14 protein-coding genes and 1 pseudogene are annotated in these 19,938 nt (G+C 44.7%); 8 read left to right on the plus strand and 7 right to left on the minus strand.

Translation table 11 applies throughout. From position 1 onward, the window contains the following. From ACRBG0_RS14660 to ACRBG0_RS14670, 3 genes and pseudogenes are all read right to left on the minus strand, one after another. Positions 1 to 492: pseudogene (locus tag ACRBG0_RS14660) on the minus strand (hypothetical protein); the annotation flags it as partial. Between the two features lie 36 nt (positions 493 to 528). After that, the gene (locus ACRBG0_RS14665) at positions 529 to 1,947 is read right to left on the minus strand and encodes a glycoside hydrolase family 28 protein (RefSeq protein ID WP_431487618.1); all 1,419 of its coding nucleotides are present in this window, start codon (positions 1,945 to 1,947) and stop codon (positions 529 to 531) included. 113 nt (positions 1,948 to 2,060) lie between these two features. Then, positions 2,061 to 2,978 carry a 5-deoxy-glucuronate isomerase gene (locus tag ACRBG0_RS14670; RefSeq protein WP_431487619.1) on the minus strand — a complete coding sequence of 306 codons (918 nt, stop codon included), beginning with the start codon at positions 2,976 to 2,978 and terminating at the stop codon, positions 2,061 to 2,063. Between the two features lie 160 nt (positions 2,979 to 3,138). Here ACRBG0_RS14670 and pelA point away from each other — a divergent pair, with 160 nt between their 5' ends. Beyond that, positions 3,139 to 4,173, plus strand: coding sequence for a pectate lyase (pelA, locus tag ACRBG0_RS14675; protein ID WP_431487620.1), 1,035 nt, complete (start codon positions 3,139 to 3,141; stop codon positions 4,171 to 4,173). Between the two features lie 37 nt (positions 4,174 to 4,210). Here pelA and kduD read toward each other — a convergent pair whose 3' ends face one another. Next, positions 4,211 to 4,972 carry a 2-dehydro-3-deoxy-D-gluconate 5-dehydrogenase KduD gene (kduD, locus tag ACRBG0_RS14680; RefSeq protein WP_431487621.1) on the minus strand — a complete coding sequence of 254 codons (762 nt, stop codon included), beginning with the start codon at positions 4,970 to 4,972 and terminating at the stop codon, positions 4,211 to 4,213. Positions 4,973 to 5,284: 312 nt separating this feature from the next. Between kduD and ACRBG0_RS14685 the strand changes: the two genes are divergently transcribed. The 3 genes from ACRBG0_RS14685 (at position 5,285) to ACRBG0_RS14695 (ending at position 11,199) form a co-directional block, all read left to right on the plus strand. After that, positions 5,285 to 9,568, plus strand: a complete 4,284-nt coding sequence (locus ACRBG0_RS14685; RefSeq protein ID WP_431487622.1) for a response regulator — start codon at positions 5,285 to 5,287, stop codon at positions 9,566 to 9,568. A 68-nt stretch (positions 9,569 to 9,636) separates the two neighbouring features. Beyond that, positions 9,637 to 10,308 carry an alpha/beta hydrolase family protein gene (locus tag ACRBG0_RS14690; protein WP_431487623.1) on the plus strand — a complete coding sequence of 224 codons (672 nt, stop codon included), beginning with the start codon at positions 9,637 to 9,639 and terminating at the stop codon, positions 10,306 to 10,308. A 63-nt stretch (positions 10,309 to 10,371) separates the two neighbouring features. Beyond that, positions 10,372 to 11,199, plus strand: coding sequence for a zinc-dependent peptidase (locus ACRBG0_RS14695; RefSeq protein WP_431487624.1), 828 nt, complete (start codon positions 10,372 to 10,374; stop codon positions 11,197 to 11,199). 163 nt (positions 11,200 to 11,362) lie between these two features. Here the strand turns inward: ACRBG0_RS14695 and ACRBG0_RS14700 are convergent, their stop codons facing one another. Both ACRBG0_RS14700 and ACRBG0_RS14705 read right to left on the minus strand, forming a co-directional pair. After that, on the minus strand, positions 11,363 to 12,079 hold the full coding sequence (locus ACRBG0_RS14700; RefSeq protein WP_431487625.1) for a LytR/AlgR family response regulator transcription factor: 717 nt from the start codon (positions 12,077 to 12,079) through the stop codon (positions 11,363 to 11,365). Then, the gene (locus ACRBG0_RS14705; protein ID WP_431487626.1) at positions 12,060 to 13,133 is read right to left on the minus strand and encodes a sensor histidine kinase; all 1,074 of its coding nucleotides are present in this window, start codon (positions 13,131 to 13,133) and stop codon (positions 12,060 to 12,062) included. Before ACRBG0_RS14705 ends, ACRBG0_RS14700 begins: the two co-directional genes overlap by 20 nt. A 214-nt stretch (positions 13,134 to 13,347) precedes the next feature. On the opposite strand from ACRBG0_RS14705, the gene ACRBG0_RS14710 reads away from it, so the two are divergent. The 4 genes from ACRBG0_RS14710 to ACRBG0_RS14725 all read left to right on the plus strand — a co-directional run bounded on the left by ACRBG0_RS14710 (position 13,348) and on the right by ACRBG0_RS14725 (position 18,889). Beyond that, entirely contained in the window at positions 13,348 to 15,762 is a 2,415-nt protein-coding gene (locus ACRBG0_RS14710; RefSeq protein WP_431487627.1) for a TonB-dependent receptor domain-containing protein, read from the plus strand. Between the two features lie 110 nt (positions 15,763 to 15,872). Continuing rightward, positions 15,873 to 17,030 carry a serine hydrolase domain-containing protein gene (locus tag ACRBG0_RS14715; protein ID WP_431487628.1) on the plus strand — a complete coding sequence of 386 codons (1,158 nt, stop codon included), beginning with the start codon at positions 15,873 to 15,875 and terminating at the stop codon, positions 17,028 to 17,030. Between the two features lie 145 nt (positions 17,031 to 17,175). After that, positions 17,176 to 18,093 carry an ABC transporter ATP-binding protein gene (locus ACRBG0_RS14720; protein WP_431487629.1) on the plus strand — a complete coding sequence of 306 codons (918 nt, stop codon included), beginning with the start codon at positions 17,176 to 17,178 and terminating at the stop codon, positions 18,091 to 18,093. After that, positions 18,083 to 18,889 (plus strand): ABC transporter permease, encoded by an 807-nt coding sequence (locus ACRBG0_RS14725; RefSeq protein ID WP_431487630.1) that lies wholly within the window; start codon positions 18,083 to 18,085, stop codon positions 18,887 to 18,889. Before ACRBG0_RS14720 ends, ACRBG0_RS14725 begins: the two co-directional genes overlap by 11 nt. A gap of 33 nt (positions 18,890 to 18,922) precedes the next feature. On the opposite strand, the gene ACRBG0_RS14730 is transcribed toward ACRBG0_RS14725, so the two are convergent. Then, positions 18,923 to 19,936 (minus strand): SDR family oxidoreductase, encoded by a 1,014-nt coding sequence (locus tag ACRBG0_RS14730; protein ID WP_431487631.1) that lies wholly within the window; start codon positions 19,934 to 19,936, stop codon positions 18,923 to 18,925. Positions 19,937 to 19,938: the final 2 nt, after the last annotated feature.

A 19,938-nucleotide genomic window follows, 5' to 3' on the forward strand; every position in this document is an offset into this window, starting at 1 on the left:
GATATAATCTGCAATTGAGCCATTGCCACTACGCACATCCAACAGTCCATCAGCGCCAGCCCATAGCCAACAGTGATCAACCCAAACATTGACGCCGTAGATCGTCATACAATCAGTACTGTGGGTTGTACCACTCCAGTCACCATCGTAGAAATCACCGATTGCAAGGTTTTGGATAATGACATTATCTCCAAGAATTTCCAAGCCACCAAACCTTATCATCGCTTCAGGAGAGCTCCCTAACAGGGTCTTATTGTCGTATATTTTCACCCTTTCGTAAAGATTCAACTCGATGGTATCTACGATCATCAGAATTTTCGGGGTACTCCCCACGACATTGGCTAACAATTGGTCGCGGTTGGTAATCATTACTACTTCGCCACCTTCACCGCCGGTAGTACCGCCGTTCAGGCTGGCCCAGCCGATTGGTGAAGTTTGTGCCATAGCACATGTTCCAATAATGAGCAAAAAAGCAAACAATAATATACGCATGATAACTAATTGAAAAACAAATTATTAAGCAACAGACTACTTCACTAACTCATCGTTGAGATAGAGATTTTGCAAGTCTAGGCTTTCGACGAATTTTATCTTATTCCCTGCTTCAACTCCGTTGAAACGACAGTTGGTGACTTGGATATTTCGAACCGGGAATTCAGCACTATAGCCATCGATTAAAATGCCGTATTTACTTTTTTGGGAAGTGACATTTTCGAGGTAAATGTTTTCTATCGTTGGGATATAGACCTGGTTGGTATCCGAATAAATGGGGTAAAGCATATTAATACGCAGCACCGCTTCGCGTACCTCTCCTACCTTTATATTTCGAAAGAAAAGGTTTTCGATTTTCCCACCACGCACTTTATTCGTTTTCACTCGCAAGGCTCGATCCAGGTTGGGGCTATCCATGATGCAGTTCTCTGCGTAAATGTTGCGGGCGCCACCGCTCACTTCACTGCCGATTACTACGCCACCATGGCCGTCTTTCATCTGGCAGTCCTGAATTACCACATTCTCAATAGGGCGGCCTACGCGGCGCCCGTCCTGGTTCCTGCCAGATTTGAGGGCAATACAATCGTCGCCGGTATCGAAGTAGCAATTCTTGATAAGCACATTTTTACAACTTTCCGGATCACAACCATCGCTATTTGGGCCGTGACTAATTACCCTGACGTTTTGGATAGTTACGTTTTCACACAAAACCGGGTGCATTACCCACATCGGCGAATTGCGGATGGTCACGCCATCGATCAATACATTTTTACACTTGTAAGGCTGTACGAAATTAGGCCGCAAGTAGCTCCCCTCTCCTAGCACGCGATCTTCTACAGGGACCTCGTCGGTATTCCAACCAAACAACTTGGGGCGGCTGTGGTCATCTGCCTGACTAGGCATACCTTCCTCCCAACCAAAATCTTTACCATCAACCCAATTCCACCAATTTTCATTGCTGGCTTGTCCGTCGAGAGTACCCTTGCCGGTGATGGCAATATTCTCCTGCTCATAAGCATAAATCAGGGGTGAATAATTATAGCACTCTACCGCTTCCCAGCGCGTAAAAACAACAGGAAGGTAATCTTTAGCATCGGTACTAAATAAGATGATGGCTCCTTCTGCAATATGTAAATTCACGTTACTTTTCAAATGGATGGGGCCCTTTACCAGGTAGGTTCCTGCGGGCACCATCACTTTGCCACCACCTGCCTCATTACACGCATTGATCGCAGCTTTGATCGCTGGCAGACAATCGGTCTCGCCATCAGCAACAGCTCCGTTCTCCGTAATATTAAAGGTTTGATCCGGGAAAGTCGGTGCTTTGATATTTGCCAATATCTCATCAACTCCTGCCCAATGATCAACATTATCCTCTTTAGGAACTTCTGAAACTTCCGTCGGCTGACAGCCAAACAAGAAAAGCAACAATAGGCCAGGTAAAATTTTAGACATGATCATCATTTTACGGTTGGTGTTTTTTACCAACCTTTTTTAGCTTTAACCAGAATACCTATTGTATCCAGTTTTCAATGACAAAGGTTATTCAACAACAGTAGAAACTATTCCTACCATTCATTTTCATAACCCGGCTTATTGTAAATTTCTGCCCAATCTCGATGCCCTTCTGTGAAACTAGCCAAGCACCAGGTGAACATAAAGTCAACCGCTGGCGGCGCAATGGTATCGTGGTAAGTAGGCGTAACGTTAATGGCTACTTCATCAAAAATATGGGCGTAGACATTTACTTTTTCTTCAGGTAAGGCACAGTTTTGGAGAACATAGGGAATGTCGCCTTCGATCTCCGTTTCGCAACGGAAATGGTAAATTTCTTCTTTGGCATTAGCACCCAAACCGTGAGGGCCATCAGGGCCATGAAAGTGAGGGGGGTAGCTACCTACTCCTCCTCGGTGAGCCATGTAAGTATCGCCAAATAACAACCGATTGGCCTGGACATTCTTATCTACCAGCTTAAATACGGTCCGTTCCGACATTGGGCGCTGGCTTCCTAAATCAGCAGCTAGTTCGGTACCTTCAATATCTGTATGCCGAACCAGTTTGTCAGGGTATTTCGTGTGACAAGACACTGCTTTAAATTCGCTTACATCACAAAACTCCTTGCTGCTAAAGCTTACTTCCGAATCAACACTAACGTAGAGAACATCTCCTTTTCCTAAGGTGTGTGTTTGGCCGTTGGCGGTTATGGATACTTCCCCACGATTGATGTAGTAAACGGCCTCTGCTTTGTCTAAGCTGCGGCTTGCTGTTCCTTCCTGAAGGACGATCCTTGCAAGACGAAGAAACTCGAAGCTCGAATTTTCTTCCGTAATAATCTCTTGCACTCCTGGAGCAGGAATTGCATTAAAGGCCTCTACCTTTCTGATTTCATTTTTCTGAGGGACCATCACCTGTAGATCATGCCGACGTTCCTTTGGAGATTGAGGAGATATTGTCTTCGTCTTACCTATTGTTTTTGGCTGTACCATATTTTTTTTGATATCGTTTCACCCAAAGGTAGCTTAACCCCTTGCGCAGCGATTATTCATTATTTATCAATTGCCTAGCTGTTTATAACATTTGTTGCAAATCACAGGGAGGATTAGTGAAATTAGCGTATTGCTCACCATATTCTAAAACCAAATTTCCGTGAAATACCTCTTCTCTATGGTTTTTACCATAATAATTTGCGTTTGCAATGCTCAACAAATAAATCAACCGCTGATTGATGAAACAGCAGAAAAAATGTTGCTCTACCAAAGAGCAAATGGTGGCTGGCCACAGTATAAAGGAGATGCAACAGACTACATCAAAGAGGTAAGTTCCGAGCTACAGGAGAAACTCGTCGCTGACAAAGTACGTCTTGATGCTACTTGCGATGACCATACCACAACCAAAGAGATAAAATACCTGCTATCGGCTCACCAACAAACAAATAACCCAAGCTACCTGGCTGCCGCTGAAAAAGGCATTGCTTATCTGCTAGAAGCTCAGCATACAGCGGGCGGATGGCCACAATCCTACCCAGACACCAGCAGCTACCACGGGCACATCACCTATAATGATAATGCCATGATCGATGTAATGTGGATCATAAAGGGGCTGGCGGAAGAAAACGAAAAATACCAAGCCGTTGATCCTGGCTTAAAAGCCCTGGCTAAAGAAGCCTTTCAAAAAGGTGTTCAGTGTATATTAAACACACAGGTTGTTCAAAATGGCCAGCTAACCGCCTGGTGTGCTCAACATGATCGAAATACACTACAACCGGCTTCTGCCAGAAAATTTGAACCTGCGTCGCTCAGCGGCTCAGAAAGTGTAGGGATCACCCGCTTTTTAATGGCTATAGACCAGCCTTCTGCCGATATCAAACGTGCCATTCGAGGCGCTGTAGCCTGGTTTGATGCCGTCAAAATTGAAGGGTGGAACGTAGAAATTCGTAAAGACCCTACTCAACCAACAGGTCGTGATCGGGTAATTTTCGAAGAGGAAGGCAGTGTCATCTGGGCTCGCTTTTATGAATTCAATACCTTCCAGCCTATTTTCACCGGTAGAGACGGAATTATCCATTACAAGCTGGAAGATATTGAGAACGAACGCCGCGTAGGCTACGGCTTTTATGGAAAGTGGGCCAATAAATTACTGGCTAAAGAGTTTCCGTTGTGGCAGGAAAAGTGGGTGGATTAGGGGCTGCTCGTTTTACTCTTCGGAACTCGGGCTATATTTACCGAGCCATCCATCCACCATCAACGGGAATCATAGTGCCATTTATGTAATCACTGGCAGACGAGGCTAAAAATACAACAGCACCTCCCAGGTCGGTTGCTTCCCCCCAACGGCCGGCAGGGATTCGCTTGGTGATTTCTGCATTTCGAACGGGATCATCCTGTAGTTTTTGCGTATTGTCTGTTTTGAAGTAGCCTGGCGCAATTGCGTTCACCTGAATATTGTACTGCGCCCATTCATTGGCCAGTGCCTTGGTAACGCCGGCAATACCATGCTTACTTGCTGTATAAGCTGGCACGGTAATACCACCTGAGTAAGAAAGCATTGAGGCCGTGTTGATAATTTTTCCGCCACCGTTTTTAATCATCTCTGCGCCTGCAAGCTGTGAAAGATAGAAAGCCGAGGTGAGATTTACTTCCAGCACCCGATCCCAGTCAGAAAGTGGGAAATCTACTGCCGGGTGCCGGGCAATAGTACCGCCATTATTAACAAGAATATCAATCTGCCCGCACGCTTCTTGGGCTGCTTCAAATAGTTTTTTCACTTCTTCACGCTTACTCAAGTCAGCAGCCAATCCTATTCCTTTCCCTCCAGCAGCTTTTATCAGCTCCAGCGTTTTGTCTGTTCCTCCAGAGCTAGAGCTACAACAAACAACAAAAGCATCGGCATGAGAAAGTGCAATAGCCATTCCTTGACCGAGCCCGCGGCTGGCACCAGTAATTAAAACGTTTTTACCACTTAAAGAGAAAGGAGTATTCATATTATTTTGGAAGTTTTCACAATATCAACTAATACCCATAAAGGTCGACATTGAGCAATAAGAGAAACACACATTTTTCACCAAATAGAGTGCATAAATTAACTCAACACAACAGTTTGTACTTTATACCGATAGTTATTTGACGTAAAAACAATAGACTTCTATACTTTAGCTATTCCTGTATCAATCCTTGTAACAGAATAAATTCCCGCAAAAATACCTCAATCCATACTTAATTTTGCAACCTTTGTTCAACTCAAATAAAACACCTATCTTCCTTTTCGAGCATTCTACAGGAAAGAGTTTTAAGTTATGGGGAGGTTTATCCTAGTATTGCATTTTATTTTTTTGGGAGGGTTAATGGTGTGGGCTGCACAACCATATAATCCGCAGATCGTCAATCCATTGACGGAACCATGGCGTTGGAAACATTTCCCCGAACTTGAAGGCAAGGGTATTCGCCATGTCGTAGAATCTGCAGACCAAAAGGTGTGGGTAAGCTACAATGACGGTGTTCTTGAATACGATGGTTACGATTGGAAAACTCACAACCAGGAAAACGGTTTAACAGCTTCGCCAGTTGAGCAATTACTTGTTGCAACAGATGGCTCCATTTATGCCACTGCCTCCAATGGTATCTATCGCTATGATGGTCAGCAATGGTCTCACTTTTTCGAAGGACCTGCCAACCAAACCATGACCTTTCACAGTATTAAGCAGCTGCGTGATAAAAGTGTGATCGCTTGTGCCGACTGGGGTTTTATTCATTTATTAACGAATGGAGATACCCGTATTTACACTTCAGCGATAAAAGCAGAAGACCTCAAAAAACTCCTTCCTGGGCCTGAATACATCCATTTACCACAAAACCTACTAACCACTGAGGGGGATATGATATATGCCTCGGATGTGCTCGAAACCAGTGAGGGGGAGGTTTGGTTTGCCGTCACTACTAAAATGGAGGTGGGAAAACTACTCCGCTTCAAATGGAAGGATGTAAAGGATGGCAGGTTCGATAATTTCGAGGTGATTGCCAGCAAAGAAAATTTTGAATTAGGAGAAGACCAACGAATGCTCCTAGCTGCTGACGGCAGAATATGGGTTATCAACTCCACTTCCAACAAGGGTATTCAAATTTACGATGGTGAAAATTGGGAAACCATTTTTATCAATAAAATTTTCGGCAGCGATGAGTATTTAGCGGATATTGTACAATCCGCCAATGGCACCATTTGGCTAAGCTCCATGGCCAAAATTTTTGCTTACCATCAAGGGCATTGGGCCGTATATAAAGCCCCCGTTTATCCAGTACCAGCCAACCGCGTCATTTTACAAAACAGCCAAAGTGATCAAATATGGGTAGCTGGCTATAAATCTAAAGTCCTTCTTCTGGATTTTTCTACCGAGCAGTGGCTTACTTATGAAAATCTTAGTTTCCAATGCGAAATATCTCCTAATGAAGAGCTCTTTCTGGAACGAAATAACAGGCTTATTTATCGTAAAGGAAATACCTGGATTTCCTACGGTACAGAAGATGGCCTCATGGACGCTCCTATCCGCGTAATAAGAACTTCGAAAGGACAAATATGGGCTGCTGGTTCTCATCAGGGGCATGCTGCTACCGCTTTGTATGTCAACGGAAAGTGGGAACGTCAAATTCACCGAGAATTATCCTGGGGCATTGATTACCGTGCTGTATTTGAGGCAAGTGACGGCGCCCTTTGGTTTGGAGGAGCTGTTGATGGAGAGAAGGTTTATGGATTTTACAGTGGAGTGCTACAACTCATAAACCCCCAAGCAGAAAAGCTGACTTGGATACACCATCCGTTTCAGGAAAACGGTCTCACTCAAGCCAATTGTTATGGTATCGGGCAATCTAAAGATGGTCGCATCTGGCTAGGAGGAAGCCAATTGTTGTTTTATAACGGGAAGAGCTGGAATTCACTGCAAGATGAGCGTCTTCAGCAATACGTCAACTATGTTTGCAGTACAGATAAATTGTTATTGGTAGGATCTAGGTACTATGGGCTATTTGTCTATGATGGCAAGCAATGGAAAAATTACAATACTTCTTCTGGTCTTTCTGGCAATACAATTATTAGCATTGATGCCCTCTCGGATAGCATGATTATTGTAGCCACAGAAAATGGCATATCAAAATTTGATGGCACTTCCTGGACTCAGGATATTTTTCCAGATCGCCTCAATATGGATTTTGAAGGTGGAACCATTTATCATACCGACAAATATATTTGGGTCAACCATGTACCGCGTAGTTGGAAACGTCGAGCCTACCAGCGCAATATAGCAGAGGAGGAAAACGGACAATTCTTTACCACGCGCTATCGCCCTAGTAGCAAGCCGCCAGAAACCAGCTTTGACTTCTTTTTGGAAAGCGTTTCCTCCGACGGTAATACACTGATTTCATGGAAAGGGAAAGACTACTTTGCCAAAACTGCTGCAACCAAGCTGATGTATGCTTACCGGTTGAATGGAGGAAAATGGTCTCCTTTTACGAAAGACCAGCAGTACACTTTCACGAGTCTTCCCAGTGGAAATCACATTCTAGAGGTTAGGGCCCGCGACCTGGATTTTAATGTAGACCCTACGCCAGCGCGTATTGAATTTGAGGTTATGCCTCCTATTTGGAAACAAGCTTGGTTTATTGCTCTTATCCTTGCATTCCTTACTATTTTCCTCATTTACGAATACCGTGTTATTTCCAAAAAGAAAAAGTTGGAAATCCTGAACGAGTCACTACGGCAAGCCAATGACAAACTGAAAGAGCGAGGACGGAAGATTGAAACTCAAAACCATGAAATCCTTGCTCAACAAGGGCAAATCCTTGAGCAATCAAAAATTTTAGAAAGCAATAACATAGACCTTGAATCTCGTAATGAGGAAATCCGTCAGCAACGCGATAAGCTCGAAGACATGGTGGAACAGGTTGAAAGTCTCTCTAAAGCGAAGCTTGGTTTCTTTACCAATATTTCGCACGAACTGCGCACTCCCATAACCCTTATTCTGGGGCCTATCTCTCAACTGATTAAAGAAAATGGATTACTCTCCATCGAGAAAAGGCAGCAGTATTACGGGACGATTGAACGAAATGCTTCCCGCCTACACAAACTTATTAATCAGCTTTTGGAGATGCGCCGCATTGAGCACAGCACACTGGAACTCAATCTCAGTAACATTTATTTGGCCAACTACATCTCCAGCATGGTGAGGCTTTTTGATGGCCTTGCGCTCAATCGTGATATTCATTTAGAGTTTATTGACCACAGCAACGACAACATCACGCTTCTCGATTCCGATAAGGTGGAGAAAATCATGGTCAATCTGCTCTCCAATGCCTTCAAATTCACACCAGAAGGCAGCAGTATTACAGTAGAACTTTCTACGGTAAAAGCCGCTGAAAGAAACCTGAGTCCTTTTTATGAAAACTACTTTGAAATTATCGTTGAGGATACTGGTACAGGGATGAGCCAGGAAATCATTGATTTGATTTTTGACAAGTATTATACAACTGGTGCCGGAATCACGGGTACCCATAACTCAGGCATAGGCCTTTATTATGTCAAAGATCTCGTCTACCTTATGCAAGGCGATATAAAAGTGAGTAGCCAACTTGGCAAGGGAACAAAATTCACCATTTATCTACCTCAGATTCTGAAAAAAGAAGAGCTTATAAAAGATGCTGTCCTGGAAAACCCCACGCTAAAAATGGCACGTCAGGAAGCCTCTATGCTCATGGATACGCTTAAAGAAGAAGCACCTCTTGCCACCAGTACCGGCTCTGGCAACAACACCAAATTGCCCCGAATTTTGGTAGTGGAAGACAACCCTGACATGCAGCATTTTCTGGAAGGTATTCTAAATAAACAATACCAGACCTCTACGGCAAACAATGGTCTAGAAGGACTAAAAATGGCGCGCAACCAATCCTTTGACCTCATTCTCAGTGACGTGATGATGCCAGAAATGGATGGTATTACTTTCTGTGAAAAGATCAAGGAAGATTTTGCGACCAGCCATCTCCCGGTGATCCTTCTAACGGCCAAAGCCCTGGAAGAAAGTAAGTTAGACGGCTATATCAAAGGTGCTGATGACTATATCACCAAACCCTTTAACCCTGAATTACTACTAGTCAGAGTAAACAACCTCTTACAACAACGTGAGCTGCTGCGGGAAGTGTTCAACAAAAATTTTATGCTTACGCCTAAAACAGAGACCATCGCGTCTCCTGATGAAGAATTCCTGGCACGTTTGGTTAATTTAATGAATGAAAACCTGTCTGAAGCAGAGTTCAATGTCAAGTCTATGTGCCAATCAATGCACCTCAGTCACATGCATTTCATCAGAAAGGTGAAACAATTAACCGGCAAAAAACCGATAGATTTATTGAAATCTTTCCGGATGAAAAAAGCCAAAGACCTCCTGACTCAACAAAAGCTGACCATCGCTGAGGTCGCATATATGGTTGGTTTTGATCTTCCTAATTCCTTCAGTAGATCTTTCAAGAAAGAGTTTGACCTTACACCATCAGAGTTTGTGAAAAACACTTCTGCAATCAGTGAATATCACGACAGTTAGGAATCAATCCCCTCTAGATATTCATTCCATGAAAGCCATAGAATACCCATTTATACCCCAACTATTTTATGCTAACAGCTCAAAGAATTAATATTCCCGTATCTGAAGACATTGGCTCCGTATCAGGTTTATTGATTCTTGCCAAAGCCGCCACCTCCCTCATGATTCTTAGCCACGGTGCCGGAGCCGGCATGGAGCACTCCTTCATGGAACAGCTAGCCCAAGCATTGGCTACCGTGAAGATCGGTACGCTACGATTTAACTTCGCCTACATGGAAAAAGGGAAAGGTGCTCCTGATCAGCCACCAAAAGCCAAAGCCGTCATCAAAGCTACTCTGAAAAAAGCCGAGGAGTTATCAAATGGCCTTCCCATTTTGGTGAGCGGTAAGTCTTTTGGCGGAAGAATGGCCTCTCAGCTTGCTGCTACAGAGGATATAGCTCCGGTAAAGGGCATTGTCTATTACGGTTTTCCATTGCACGCACCTGGTAAGATCGGCATCGAAAGAGCAGCTCATTTATCTGACATTAGCATTCCTCAATTGTTTCTCCAAGGTACGCGTGATACTTTTGCTAAAACGAACCTTATTACGGAAGTGTGCGAAGGATTGCCGTTGGCTAAATTGGTCATTATTGAAGGCGGTGATCACTCCTTCAAAATGCTAAAACGGTCAGGGATCACGCAGGAAGAGGCTATTCAAAAACTTGCGGAAGAAACAGCTGTTTTTGCGCAAGGCTTGTAAGCAGCTTCGCAGGAAATAATACTACCTTTAAGGCCACGCCAATCGTACCATTGCGATTACGCAATGGTACGATCAGCCTGGATTTTCGCCACCCTACATCCCTACATCATTATGACCTCAGGCACCCTCATTGCTTTTATTATCATCGCCCTCCTCGGCGCTGGCTGGAAGCTTTTCTTCCAATCTGATCAGCTTCCTCCAACACCCTTTCCTGCATCTTGGAAAGCTATCCTCAACAACAAAGTAAGGTACTATAAAAACTTACCTGCCGGAGAACAGCCCCGCTTTGAACAAGCCGTTCTTCAATTTTTTGAAGATGTTGATATCACAGGGGTAGAAACGGAGCTTTCGGATACCTACCGACTACTCGTGGCAGCCAGTGCGACCATTCCGCTGTTTGGTTTCCCCGGTTGGCGCTACCACAACCTCAATGAGGTCTTGTTATACGAAAACACCTTCAATCATGATTACCAAACGGAAGGTGATGAACGTAACATCCTCGGCATGGTGGGCACCGGAGCTATGCAACGGATGATGATTTTATCAAAACGAGCACTCCACCAAGGTTTTGATGACCAACGTAGTAAGAGTAATGTAGGTATTCACGAATTCGTCCACCTGCTAGACAAAGCCGACGGTGAAACCGATGGTATTCCAGAAATATTGATGGAAAGCCCCTACATTATTCCATGGCTGAAGGAGATGCACGAAGAAATCAATGATATAAAAGATCGGGATTCAGACATCAATCCTTATGGTGCTACCAACCAGGCAGAGTTCTTGAGCGTTGCTGCGGAGTATTTCTTTAGCCAACCTCATCTTTTTGAGCGTAAGCATCCTGATCTATTCGCGTTGATGGAGAAGATTTTTCGGCAGGATTTGTCAGGGTAGATCAGGGTAGATTCATGAATTTACCTTATCGACAGGATTTGTCTTGAAAGGTAAATTCATGAATACCTTATCGACAGGATTTGTCTTGAACCATATAAGAGATTATAAGGGCATAGAAGAAAGGGGGATTGGGCAGCTTACACGAACCTAGCCTGCACAGGAATCAAATCAGATTGAGCTGTAATCGCCGCAAGACTTCTTCGCGATGATTTTGGCCAATGGGTAGGGTCTTGTCTCCGATGGTGAGATTGGTTTGGGTAAATCGATCCACTTTTGTGAGGGCGACCAAATAGCTGCGATGAATTCGGGTAAAATGTTGGGGAGGAAGCTTTTGCTCCATCTGACTGATCCCCAATAAAGTCGTATGATTACCGGTGATAGTAACGATCTTCACGTGGTTGCGCAAGCTCTCGATGTAGAGCACTTCTGCCAGTAGAATTTTGATAAACTGCCGATCACTTTTGATGTAAAAGAAGGTAGAACTTTCTTCCTTAGCTGGCTCAACATGGCTGGCAACCGGGGCAGTTCTTTGCTGTAGTCGGTAAATTTTCCCTACAGATTTCAGAAATCGATCCAGAGAAATAGGTTTTAGTAAATAGTCCACCACATCTAGTTCAAAGCCTTCCAGGGCAAATTCCCGGTGGGCCGTGGTTAAGATCACGGGAGGCTTATTGGGCATTGATTTCAATAGGCTCAATCCCGATATTTTGGGCATCTGAATATCCAGAAACACCAAATCTATGTCTTGCTGTTGCAAGATCGTGAAAGCATCCATTGCATTGTAACACACAGCAGCAACCTCCATTCCATCAATCTGCTGGATGTGGTTTTCGATCACTTTTACCGCGAGTTCTTCGTCATCAACGATGAGGCATTTCATGATCCAGGTTCAATTTGAGGGTGACTAAATAGGTATCGTTTCGGGTGATTTCCAATTCATGACTATCTGGATAAAGCAAAGCCAGACGCTTGCGCACGTTGGCCAACCCTACCCCACTCTGCGTTTTAGGCATCGTTTCTTCTGTAGCAATCGTCGGAATACTGTTTTCTACCAGATAAGTTAGACTGCCGTTTTCAACCCACAGGTTGATACGAATCCAAGCCTTGGTTTCATCTGTTTCAGCACCATGCTTAAAAGCGTTTTCCAAAAAAGGCAGCAACAAGAGCGGAGCAATTCTTTTTCCGGCTACCTCCCCTCCCAGTTCAAAAGAAAACTCTAATCGCTTTCCATACCTTATTTTTTCAAGTTCAACGTAATTCTGCAAGTTTTCAATCTCTTTTTCCAAATCAATTTGAGGCCGTTCACAGTCATAAAGCATATAACTCATCATATTCGAAAGCCGCACCACTACCTCTGCTGCCTGAGGATGCTGGGTAAGCACCATCCCGTAAAGGTTGTTCAGGGTATTAAACAAAAAATGAGGATGTAGCTGATTCTTGAGAATCTTCAATTCTGCCCCTAGTTTCTGTTCCACCAATTGAGTAGCCCGTTTCTCCTGAAGATGCTGCTGCTGGTAAAGCTTAAACATCATCGGCAAGCTGGAAATATAGATCAAATCAATCACCTTGTAGATGATTTTTGTGGTCCAAAAATGAGGTGCTTGATAGTTAAAATAGGTGGCATTGAGATAGTAGTGATAAAGCACCCAAATAACAATTCCCCCAACTATAGAAAACAAAATAAACAAGGGAAAAAACGTAGCGTAACGCTTGGTCAGCAGGTAGTTAGGCACCAGATAATAAATTACAAAATAGGTAAATGGTAATTTGATTCCCATGATCATCAGCTCCACGCCTGTCCAGCTAAGGAAGCTCCCCTCCAGATGGGTACTATTGGTAGCGGCATACAATATTAGCCAAGCCATCCAGTACAGAACATGCCTGCTAACTCTCTCCCATGACCAGCCTTGATAGGTTTTCTCAATTTGAAACATAGTAGCAATGTATCAGAAAAACGGCAATTCTTCCCAAGATAAGTACTAAACCCGGCTTAAGCCTTACCAACAAAGCGCTGAGCAATACGAAAAGGCTTTACGCTATACAAACCCATTCCGTCCTTATTTATTGAAGGTTAAGCACTTATTCGCAAAAAACACCTTAAACACTGTTTTCTTGCAGACCATTCGATAACATCAATCCTACCCGACGATGAAACATCTTTTACTCACCCTCTTTTCTATTCTCACTTTGTTTAGCCTTCAGGCTCAGCAATCGCTCACCGGAACCATCACTGACACAGGAGACCAGCCCTTGGCTTTTGCCAATGTATTATTACTTCAAGCCGAGGATACAACCTTTATCAAGGGGGCCATCACTGATTTAGATGGCCTGTTTACGATTACCAATATTCCTCCGGGCGCTTACTTTATACGAGCCAGCATGATGGGATATGAAGAACAGCAAACACCTCTAATTCAAGTTCGTGACCATCAGCAAGCAACACCCCTCAGTTTTTCCTTGCGGGAAGATGTTACAGCCCTCGATGAGGTCACCGTTACCGCTAAAAAGCCCCTTTTCGAGCAACAGATCGACCGCACCATCATCAATGTCCAAAACAGCATTACTGCCGCCGGTGCTACCGCGCTAGACATCCTGGAACGCTCGCCCGGTGTAAGGGTTGACCGTATCAATAACCAAATCACGATGCAAGCCAAACAAGGCGTCGTGATCATGCTCAATGGCAAACGTATCCGCATGGAAGTAGAGGGCCTGATCCAGTACCTACAGAGCATGTCAGCTGATAATATTGAAAAAATCGAACTCATTACAACGCCTCCTGCATCCTTTGATGCCGAAGGAAATGCTGGCATCATCAATATTGTAACCATCAATAAAACGGAAGATGGCCTCAGTGGCAGTGCTACGCTCAATACGGGTTATGGCTTACGCCCAAAATACGGCGCCAGCATCAATATGAACCTGAGAACGCGTAAGGTCAACCTCTTCACCGACTTCTCCGCTAACTACGACTACACCCGGCACAAGATGGATATTTATCGTAAAAACACCTTTGGCCAGCAGGTCACCACCGCCAATATTCACAGCGACCGCCCTGCCTTGACCAAAATCTACAATGGCCGTATTGGGCTCGACTTTTATGCTAGCGACCAGACGATTGTAGGGGGCATGGTATCCGGTTTTTACCGCCATTGGTTTATGGAAGCCGAAACGAGAACCACCCTCACCAATGAACTCGAAGAAGTGCAATACAATGACCTACTGGTGGAAGAAACCAACGAATGGAACCACTGGTTGGCCAACCTAAACATCAGACACACCTTCACTGATAAGAGCAGCTTAGCCATAGATTTTGACTTTCTCGATTACTTTGACCGCAATCCTGTTAATTATCAGGAAAGTAACCGTGATCAGCACCAGCTTCTGCTCAGTGAACGTGATTTTTCGTCGACCAAAGAAACGCCCATCGGATTCACGGTGCTAAAGGCAGACTACAGCAAAGAATGGAACGACCAGCTAAAATTCCAGACAGGGTTCAAAGGCACCAATTCTAGTTTCACCAATAAGCTCAGCCTGTTTGACCTCGAAAATGGCGACCGAATTTATGATCAAAGGTTCACCGACTCCGGCACGCTTAAAGAAATGATCGGCGCCGTCTATTTCTCGGCAGATTATACCCTGAGCGATGCCATCACCACCAAAATCGGCGGGCGCTACGAATACTATGACAGCCAGTTGACCAGCAGCAAAGAAGGGCCAATAAGTGTGCAAAAATTCGGCCGCTTTTTCCCGTCTATCTTTTTGACCTACCAGCTCGACGACAACAATCAACTACAGTTTTCCTATGCCGAGCGTATCAACCGGCCGGCCTTTAGCGAATTGGCGCCTTTCTTTCTCTTCTTTGGTTACAACACCGTTTTTACTGGCAATCCGAAGGTAAAACCCACTATTAGCCAACAAATCAGTGCTTCTTTTCGCCACAAAAGCCTGCTGATCAACATGGAATTTTCTGACCAAGACAACCCCATCAGTTTCCAACCTCAAGTAAATGCAGAAGAAAATCTCTTCATTGCCAATGCCGAAAATATGGAAGACGCCAAATCGGCTATGATCTCTGTAAATACTCCTTTTCAAATTGCGGATTGGTGGGAAACGCGCCTCAATGTTGCTGCTTACTGGATTCGGCTACAGCCACGTTATGAAGGCGAACTCATCACGGTTACCAACACTTACCTGACTGCTAACCTGGCGCAAAACTTCCAACTCCCTAAGCGTTTTCAATTTGAAATAACCACACAACTAAATAGCGCTCGCCAATGGGGGCTAGGCCAAACCAGACCTTATGCCGCCTTGAATATGGGCCTGCAAAAATCCATCGGGGAAAATACCAAAATGAGTTTCAACTGGAGTAATATGTTTGACCTGGGCGCTCAGTGGATCTACGAAATCGACCGACCTGAACTCAACCTCGAATACAGCTGGAAGTACAGAATGGAAGGAAATATCTTCCGGCTGAGTCTAACTCATCAATTTGGAAACCCAGCCGTAAAAAAGGCCAACCAACGCGCCACCGGCTCCGAAGAAGAACAACGACGATTGAACTAAAACTTTTTAAGCTTTATACACTAACTTTGGGAGGCGCTGTTGAAGCGCCTCTTTTTTTTAGTCCTTGTTAAAGCGCACTGACTTAGCTCTGAGGCTCGTTAAATCTTAATATGAGACCATCCATTTACGCTTTTCTTATTTTCTCCGTGCTATGTTCTTGTCATACTGTTGATACCGATGTCGCACCAGATCAGATAGAACCAACGCTGCAGGAAATACTACAACTGGCGCTAGACGACTCGTTCGAGCAAGTCCCCGGAGCAAGCTTGACCGTTATTGCTCCTGAGTTGGATTTACACTGGACGGGTTCTGCGGGCTTCGATAGCGAAGAACGAGAGCGGGAATTGAGCGCCGACCAACCTTTTCGGATTGCCAGCGTCACCAAAACTTTTGTCGCAGCAGCCATGCTACGTTTGCACGAAACGGGCCGCCTGAATATTGAAGATCCTATTCATGAGTACCTACTGGAAGAACATCGCCAGTTGTTGCTCGATCACCACTATCCTACGGACAGTATTACCTGGCGGCAGTGTCTCAACCAGACCAGTGGCCTATACGATTACGCAATGGGCGGACGTACCTTTGCTGAATTGATCACCAATAATCCTCAGCGGGTATGGACGCGCACGGAGCAGGTCGCCCTGGCTATGGAGAGCGGACAGGCTACTGGCAGCCCCGGCGAGCGGTACAGCTACGGTGATACGGGTTACATCCTTGCCGGGGCTACCCTAGAGGCGATTACCGACACCAATTTGGGCGTCGCCCTGCGGCAATTATTGCATTACGACCAACTGGAATTGAGCAGCACATGGCTGGAACGCATCGAAGACGGTCCAGCAAAGCACCCTCCTTTTGTCAACCGCTATTTCCAGCGCTACAACACCACCGAATGGGACCCCTCCATGGATCTTTATGGCGGTGGCGGACTGATCTCCACAACGGATGACCTCGCTACTTTCACCCACGCATTGTTCAACGAGCAGATTTTCAATCAAGCTGCCACCCTCGATTTGATGCTTCAAGCACCGGAATACGCTCCGACCTACCTCCCCGAAGAAGATGAGCGTTTTAAAGATTACCGACTAGGGCTCTGGCGAGTCTCCATTTTTGGAGAAGATGCCTTTATGCATGGTGGGCTATGGGGCACGGGCATTCTTCATGTACCTGCCTACAATTGTACGGTTGCCGTCAACTATACCAAAGGTAGATGGGATCGTTTGCTAAAACAGGTGGTTTTGGTAATCAAAAATGCGCATGAAAATCAATAAGTATTGCGCAGAAAATAAACTGCGATTTTCCTCAAGTTTTCCAAATAGTTGAAACGCTTAAAATGAAGCGCTTATTTAACTATTATGAAAAACAAAATCGCTTTTTATTTTCGTGCTGTTCCTAACCTTGAGAAGCCCCAGTAATATGTCGATCTTATCCGTCAGCAACCTGCATTTTTCCTATACCAAGGGGCAACCGATCCTCAAAGGGCTAAACCTGAACGTCCCAGAAAATAGCATCTATGGATTTTTAGGGAGTAACGGCGCAGGCAAAAGCACCACTATCCGTAACCTATTGGGCCTACTCACGCCACAATCGGGTGAAATAACTTTGTTTGGCAAAACCAATCCGCATAAAGATCGCTCTTGCTATCGCCAAGTAGGCTCCCTCATCGAAGCTCCCTCTCTTTATCCCAACCTATCGGCTCACGATCACCTGCGGCTAGCTTGTCGTTATCAGCAAGTTTCCAGTGATCAGATTATGCCGGTATTAAAAAAAGTCGGCCTTTGGGAACATCGGCATAAAGCCAGTAAGAAATACTCTACGGGAATGAAGCAGCGCTTGGGGCTGGCCATTGCCCTCTTGCACGAACCTAAGCTCCTCATCCTAGACGAACCCACCAATGGCCTGGACCCTCAAGGCATCAGCGATATCAGAGATTTGATTAAGTTGCTCTGTGAAGAAGGTAAAACGATTTTACTATCCAGCCACCTTCTTTCAGAAATTGAAAAAACCGTCACCCACCTAGGGATACTCAAAGATGGCCAATTGGTTTTTGAAGGTAACCAAGCGGCCCTCGAAGAATGGAAAGCCAAGCATTTGAAGTTAGCTATCCGTACCAATGACCAAGATCGAGCCAATGCATTGCTAACTTCCGCCTACAAGGTGCAATCGGCAAAAGATTACCTCCACCTACAGCTTTCGGCAGAATATGACATTCCTGTCATTGTCCGCCAGCTGGTAACAGAAGGTTTAGATATTTACGAAGCCAAGCTTGTGCGCAGTGACTTGGAAGGCTTATTTATGGAACTCAATAAAGACACCACCGATCATGGCCAATAGCAGCATCTCTCCTTTAGCTTTGTTGCGTGCTGAACTCATCAAGCTCAAGCACAGCCCCGTTTGGTACATCCTCTTACTGGGTATTTTCCTCACGGCTTCAGGAGTATTTCTCGGGCACCTCATGGATGCTCACAATATGGTAAAGTTGAACATAGATCCCTGGCAACGCTACTTTAAAGTCTCTCTTGCTATTTTCAACTTGTTCATTGTCGTCCCCTATCTACTCTTACTCGTTAGCGCAACAGTATTTATCGAGCAGCGTGCCGATGCGTGGAAGTACCTCTACGCGCTGCCTTCTGGCCGTGGGGTATTTTACATTACAAAGCTGGTCCTCATCCTCTTGCTATACCTCTTCAGTTTGGCAATGCTGATCGTAGGACTGGTGCTCTCTGGCTATTTACTCAATGTTTTCTTGCCGGAATATGAATTCACTTACTACCAGCCTGACCTCCTTAACCTCATCGAGTTTATGAGGCACTTTTTCATTGCCAGCCTAGGATTGATCGCTTGGCAATACTGGCTTTCCTTACGTTTCAAAAACATCTTAGTCCCGCTGGGTATTGGCGTATTTGGCTTCGTCCTCGGCATTATCATGTCAGCTACCGGGCAAAAAATTGCCCTATATCTCCCCTACGCTTTACCAATGATTGTAAAAGACATGGACATGTTTAGAAACGAATACATTGCCCCCTCTTTCATCAATGGTTTGAACAATGTAGAACTGCACAGTATTGCTTTCTTTCTGGTATTTGGTTTACTGGGTTACTGGTGGGAAAATAAACGAGAGGTGGTGTAAACTCAGAAGATCCTACGAATCGAAAAATGCTCATTACACGTCCTCTTCCAGACGCATAAAAAATTCTTTTAAGGTGCGGTAGCCGTACTTGTTAGTCGCCATATCCAAGGCCATTACGTTTAAGAAAAACTCTGTTGTCCCATAACTGGCCTTTCCCATAAACACAGCAGCTATACGAAGTAGCAGCCTCCTGACCCAATCAGGGATATAGGTGATCTTGGTTTCTTTTCCGACAGCATCAAAAGCGATCTCGGCTATTTGCTGGTGAGTCAATGTTTCTTTTCCGCCAACTTCAATGACCTCTTCTTCTTGAAAAACTGCATCAACACAAACTTTTGCAAGGTCAGCGCCGTGGATGGGGTTCGCTCTCGTGGTTCCATCACCAAAAAGATATACGCGGCCACGCTTGGCCATTTCATAAAACTCCTTCATATCGGAAAAGAACCCACTGGGACGAATAATACAGTATGCTAAACCTGAACTTCTCAGTGCTTGAACAAAGCGTTCTTTTGCTGCGCAAATTTGTAAGTGCGTCAAGTCCTCTCCATGCAATACCGAAACATAGACAAATTTCTTAACGCCGCTTTTAATGGCTTCATCAAGGAGGTTCTTATTCGCCTGGTAGTCCACATCCATATAAGTGAGCCCGTCCTTTTGGCGAGTGATGCCCACCGTTGAAATCAGGACATCAGCGCCCGCTAAACACCCCGCCAAAGAGCTTGCGTCTGTAACTTGCGCCTCAATTATTTGTGAGGAAGCTAATCCCAATGCATCCAATTTCCGAGGACTGCGCGCTATGGCCTGAAAGTCCAATTGGCGTCTTTGTAAGTGTTGAACAATATGGCTCCCCAAGTAACCTGTAGAACCTGCAATTACTATTTTTTTCATCTTCTTCGAATTAATTGATAGTACAAAGATGAAGCGATCCCATCTCTGCATCGTCCCGAAATGAAATTGCGGACGTTTTTCATAAAAAATAGTTCTTCCAATAAAAAGCCCCTTCATTACGATACAATCACAATGAAGGGGCACTAAAAAGTTAGACATCG

Source organism: Lewinella sp. (genome assembly GCF_050633125.1).
Classification (GTDB): Bacteria; Bacteroidota; Bacteroidia; order Chitinophagales; family Saprospiraceae; genus Lewinella.

Coding starts and splice junctions, on each gene's coding strand:
- ACRBG0_RS14665 (WP_431487618.1), bottom strand. CDS start 1,947: ATGTCTAAAATTTTACCTGGCCTATTGTTGCTTTTCTTGTTTGGCTGT.
- ACRBG0_RS14670 (WP_431487619.1), bottom strand. CDS start 2,978: ATGGTACAGCCAAAAACAATAGGTAAGACGAAGACAATATCTCCTCAA.
- kduD (WP_431487621.1), bottom strand. CDS start 4,972: ATGAATACTCCTTTCTCTTTAAGTGGTAAAAACGTTTTAATTACTGGT.
- ACRBG0_RS14685 (WP_431487622.1), top strand. CDS start 5,285: ATGGGGAGGTTTATCCTAGTATTGCATTTTATTTTTTTGGGAGGGTTA.
- ACRBG0_RS14690 (WP_431487623.1), top strand. CDS start 9,637: ATGCTAACAGCTCAAAGAATTAATATTCCCGTATCTGAAGACATTGGC.
- ACRBG0_RS14695 (WP_431487624.1), top strand. CDS start 10,372: ATGGTACGATCAGCCTGGATTTTCGCCACCCTACATCCCTACATCATT.
- ACRBG0_RS14700 (WP_431487625.1), bottom strand. CDS start 12,079: ATGAAATGCCTCATCGTTGATGACGAAGAACTCGCGGTAAAAGTGATC.
- ACRBG0_RS14705 (WP_431487626.1), bottom strand. CDS start 13,133: ATGTTTCAAATTGAGAAAACCTATCAAGGCTGGTCATGGGAGAGAGTT.
- ACRBG0_RS14710 (WP_431487627.1), top strand. CDS start 13,348: ATGAAACATCTTTTACTCACCCTCTTTTCTATTCTCACTTTGTTTAGC.
- ACRBG0_RS14715 (WP_431487628.1), top strand. CDS start 15,873: ATGAGACCATCCATTTACGCTTTTCTTATTTTCTCCGTGCTATGTTCT.
- ACRBG0_RS14720 (WP_431487629.1), top strand. CDS start 17,176: ATGTCGATCTTATCCGTCAGCAACCTGCATTTTTCCTATACCAAGGGG.
- ACRBG0_RS14725 (WP_431487630.1), top strand. CDS start 18,083: ATGGCCAATAGCAGCATCTCTCCTTTAGCTTTGTTGCGTGCTGAACTC.
- ACRBG0_RS14730 (WP_431487631.1), bottom strand. CDS start 19,936: ATGTCTAACTTTTTAGTGCCCCTTCATTGTGATTGTATCGTAATGAAG.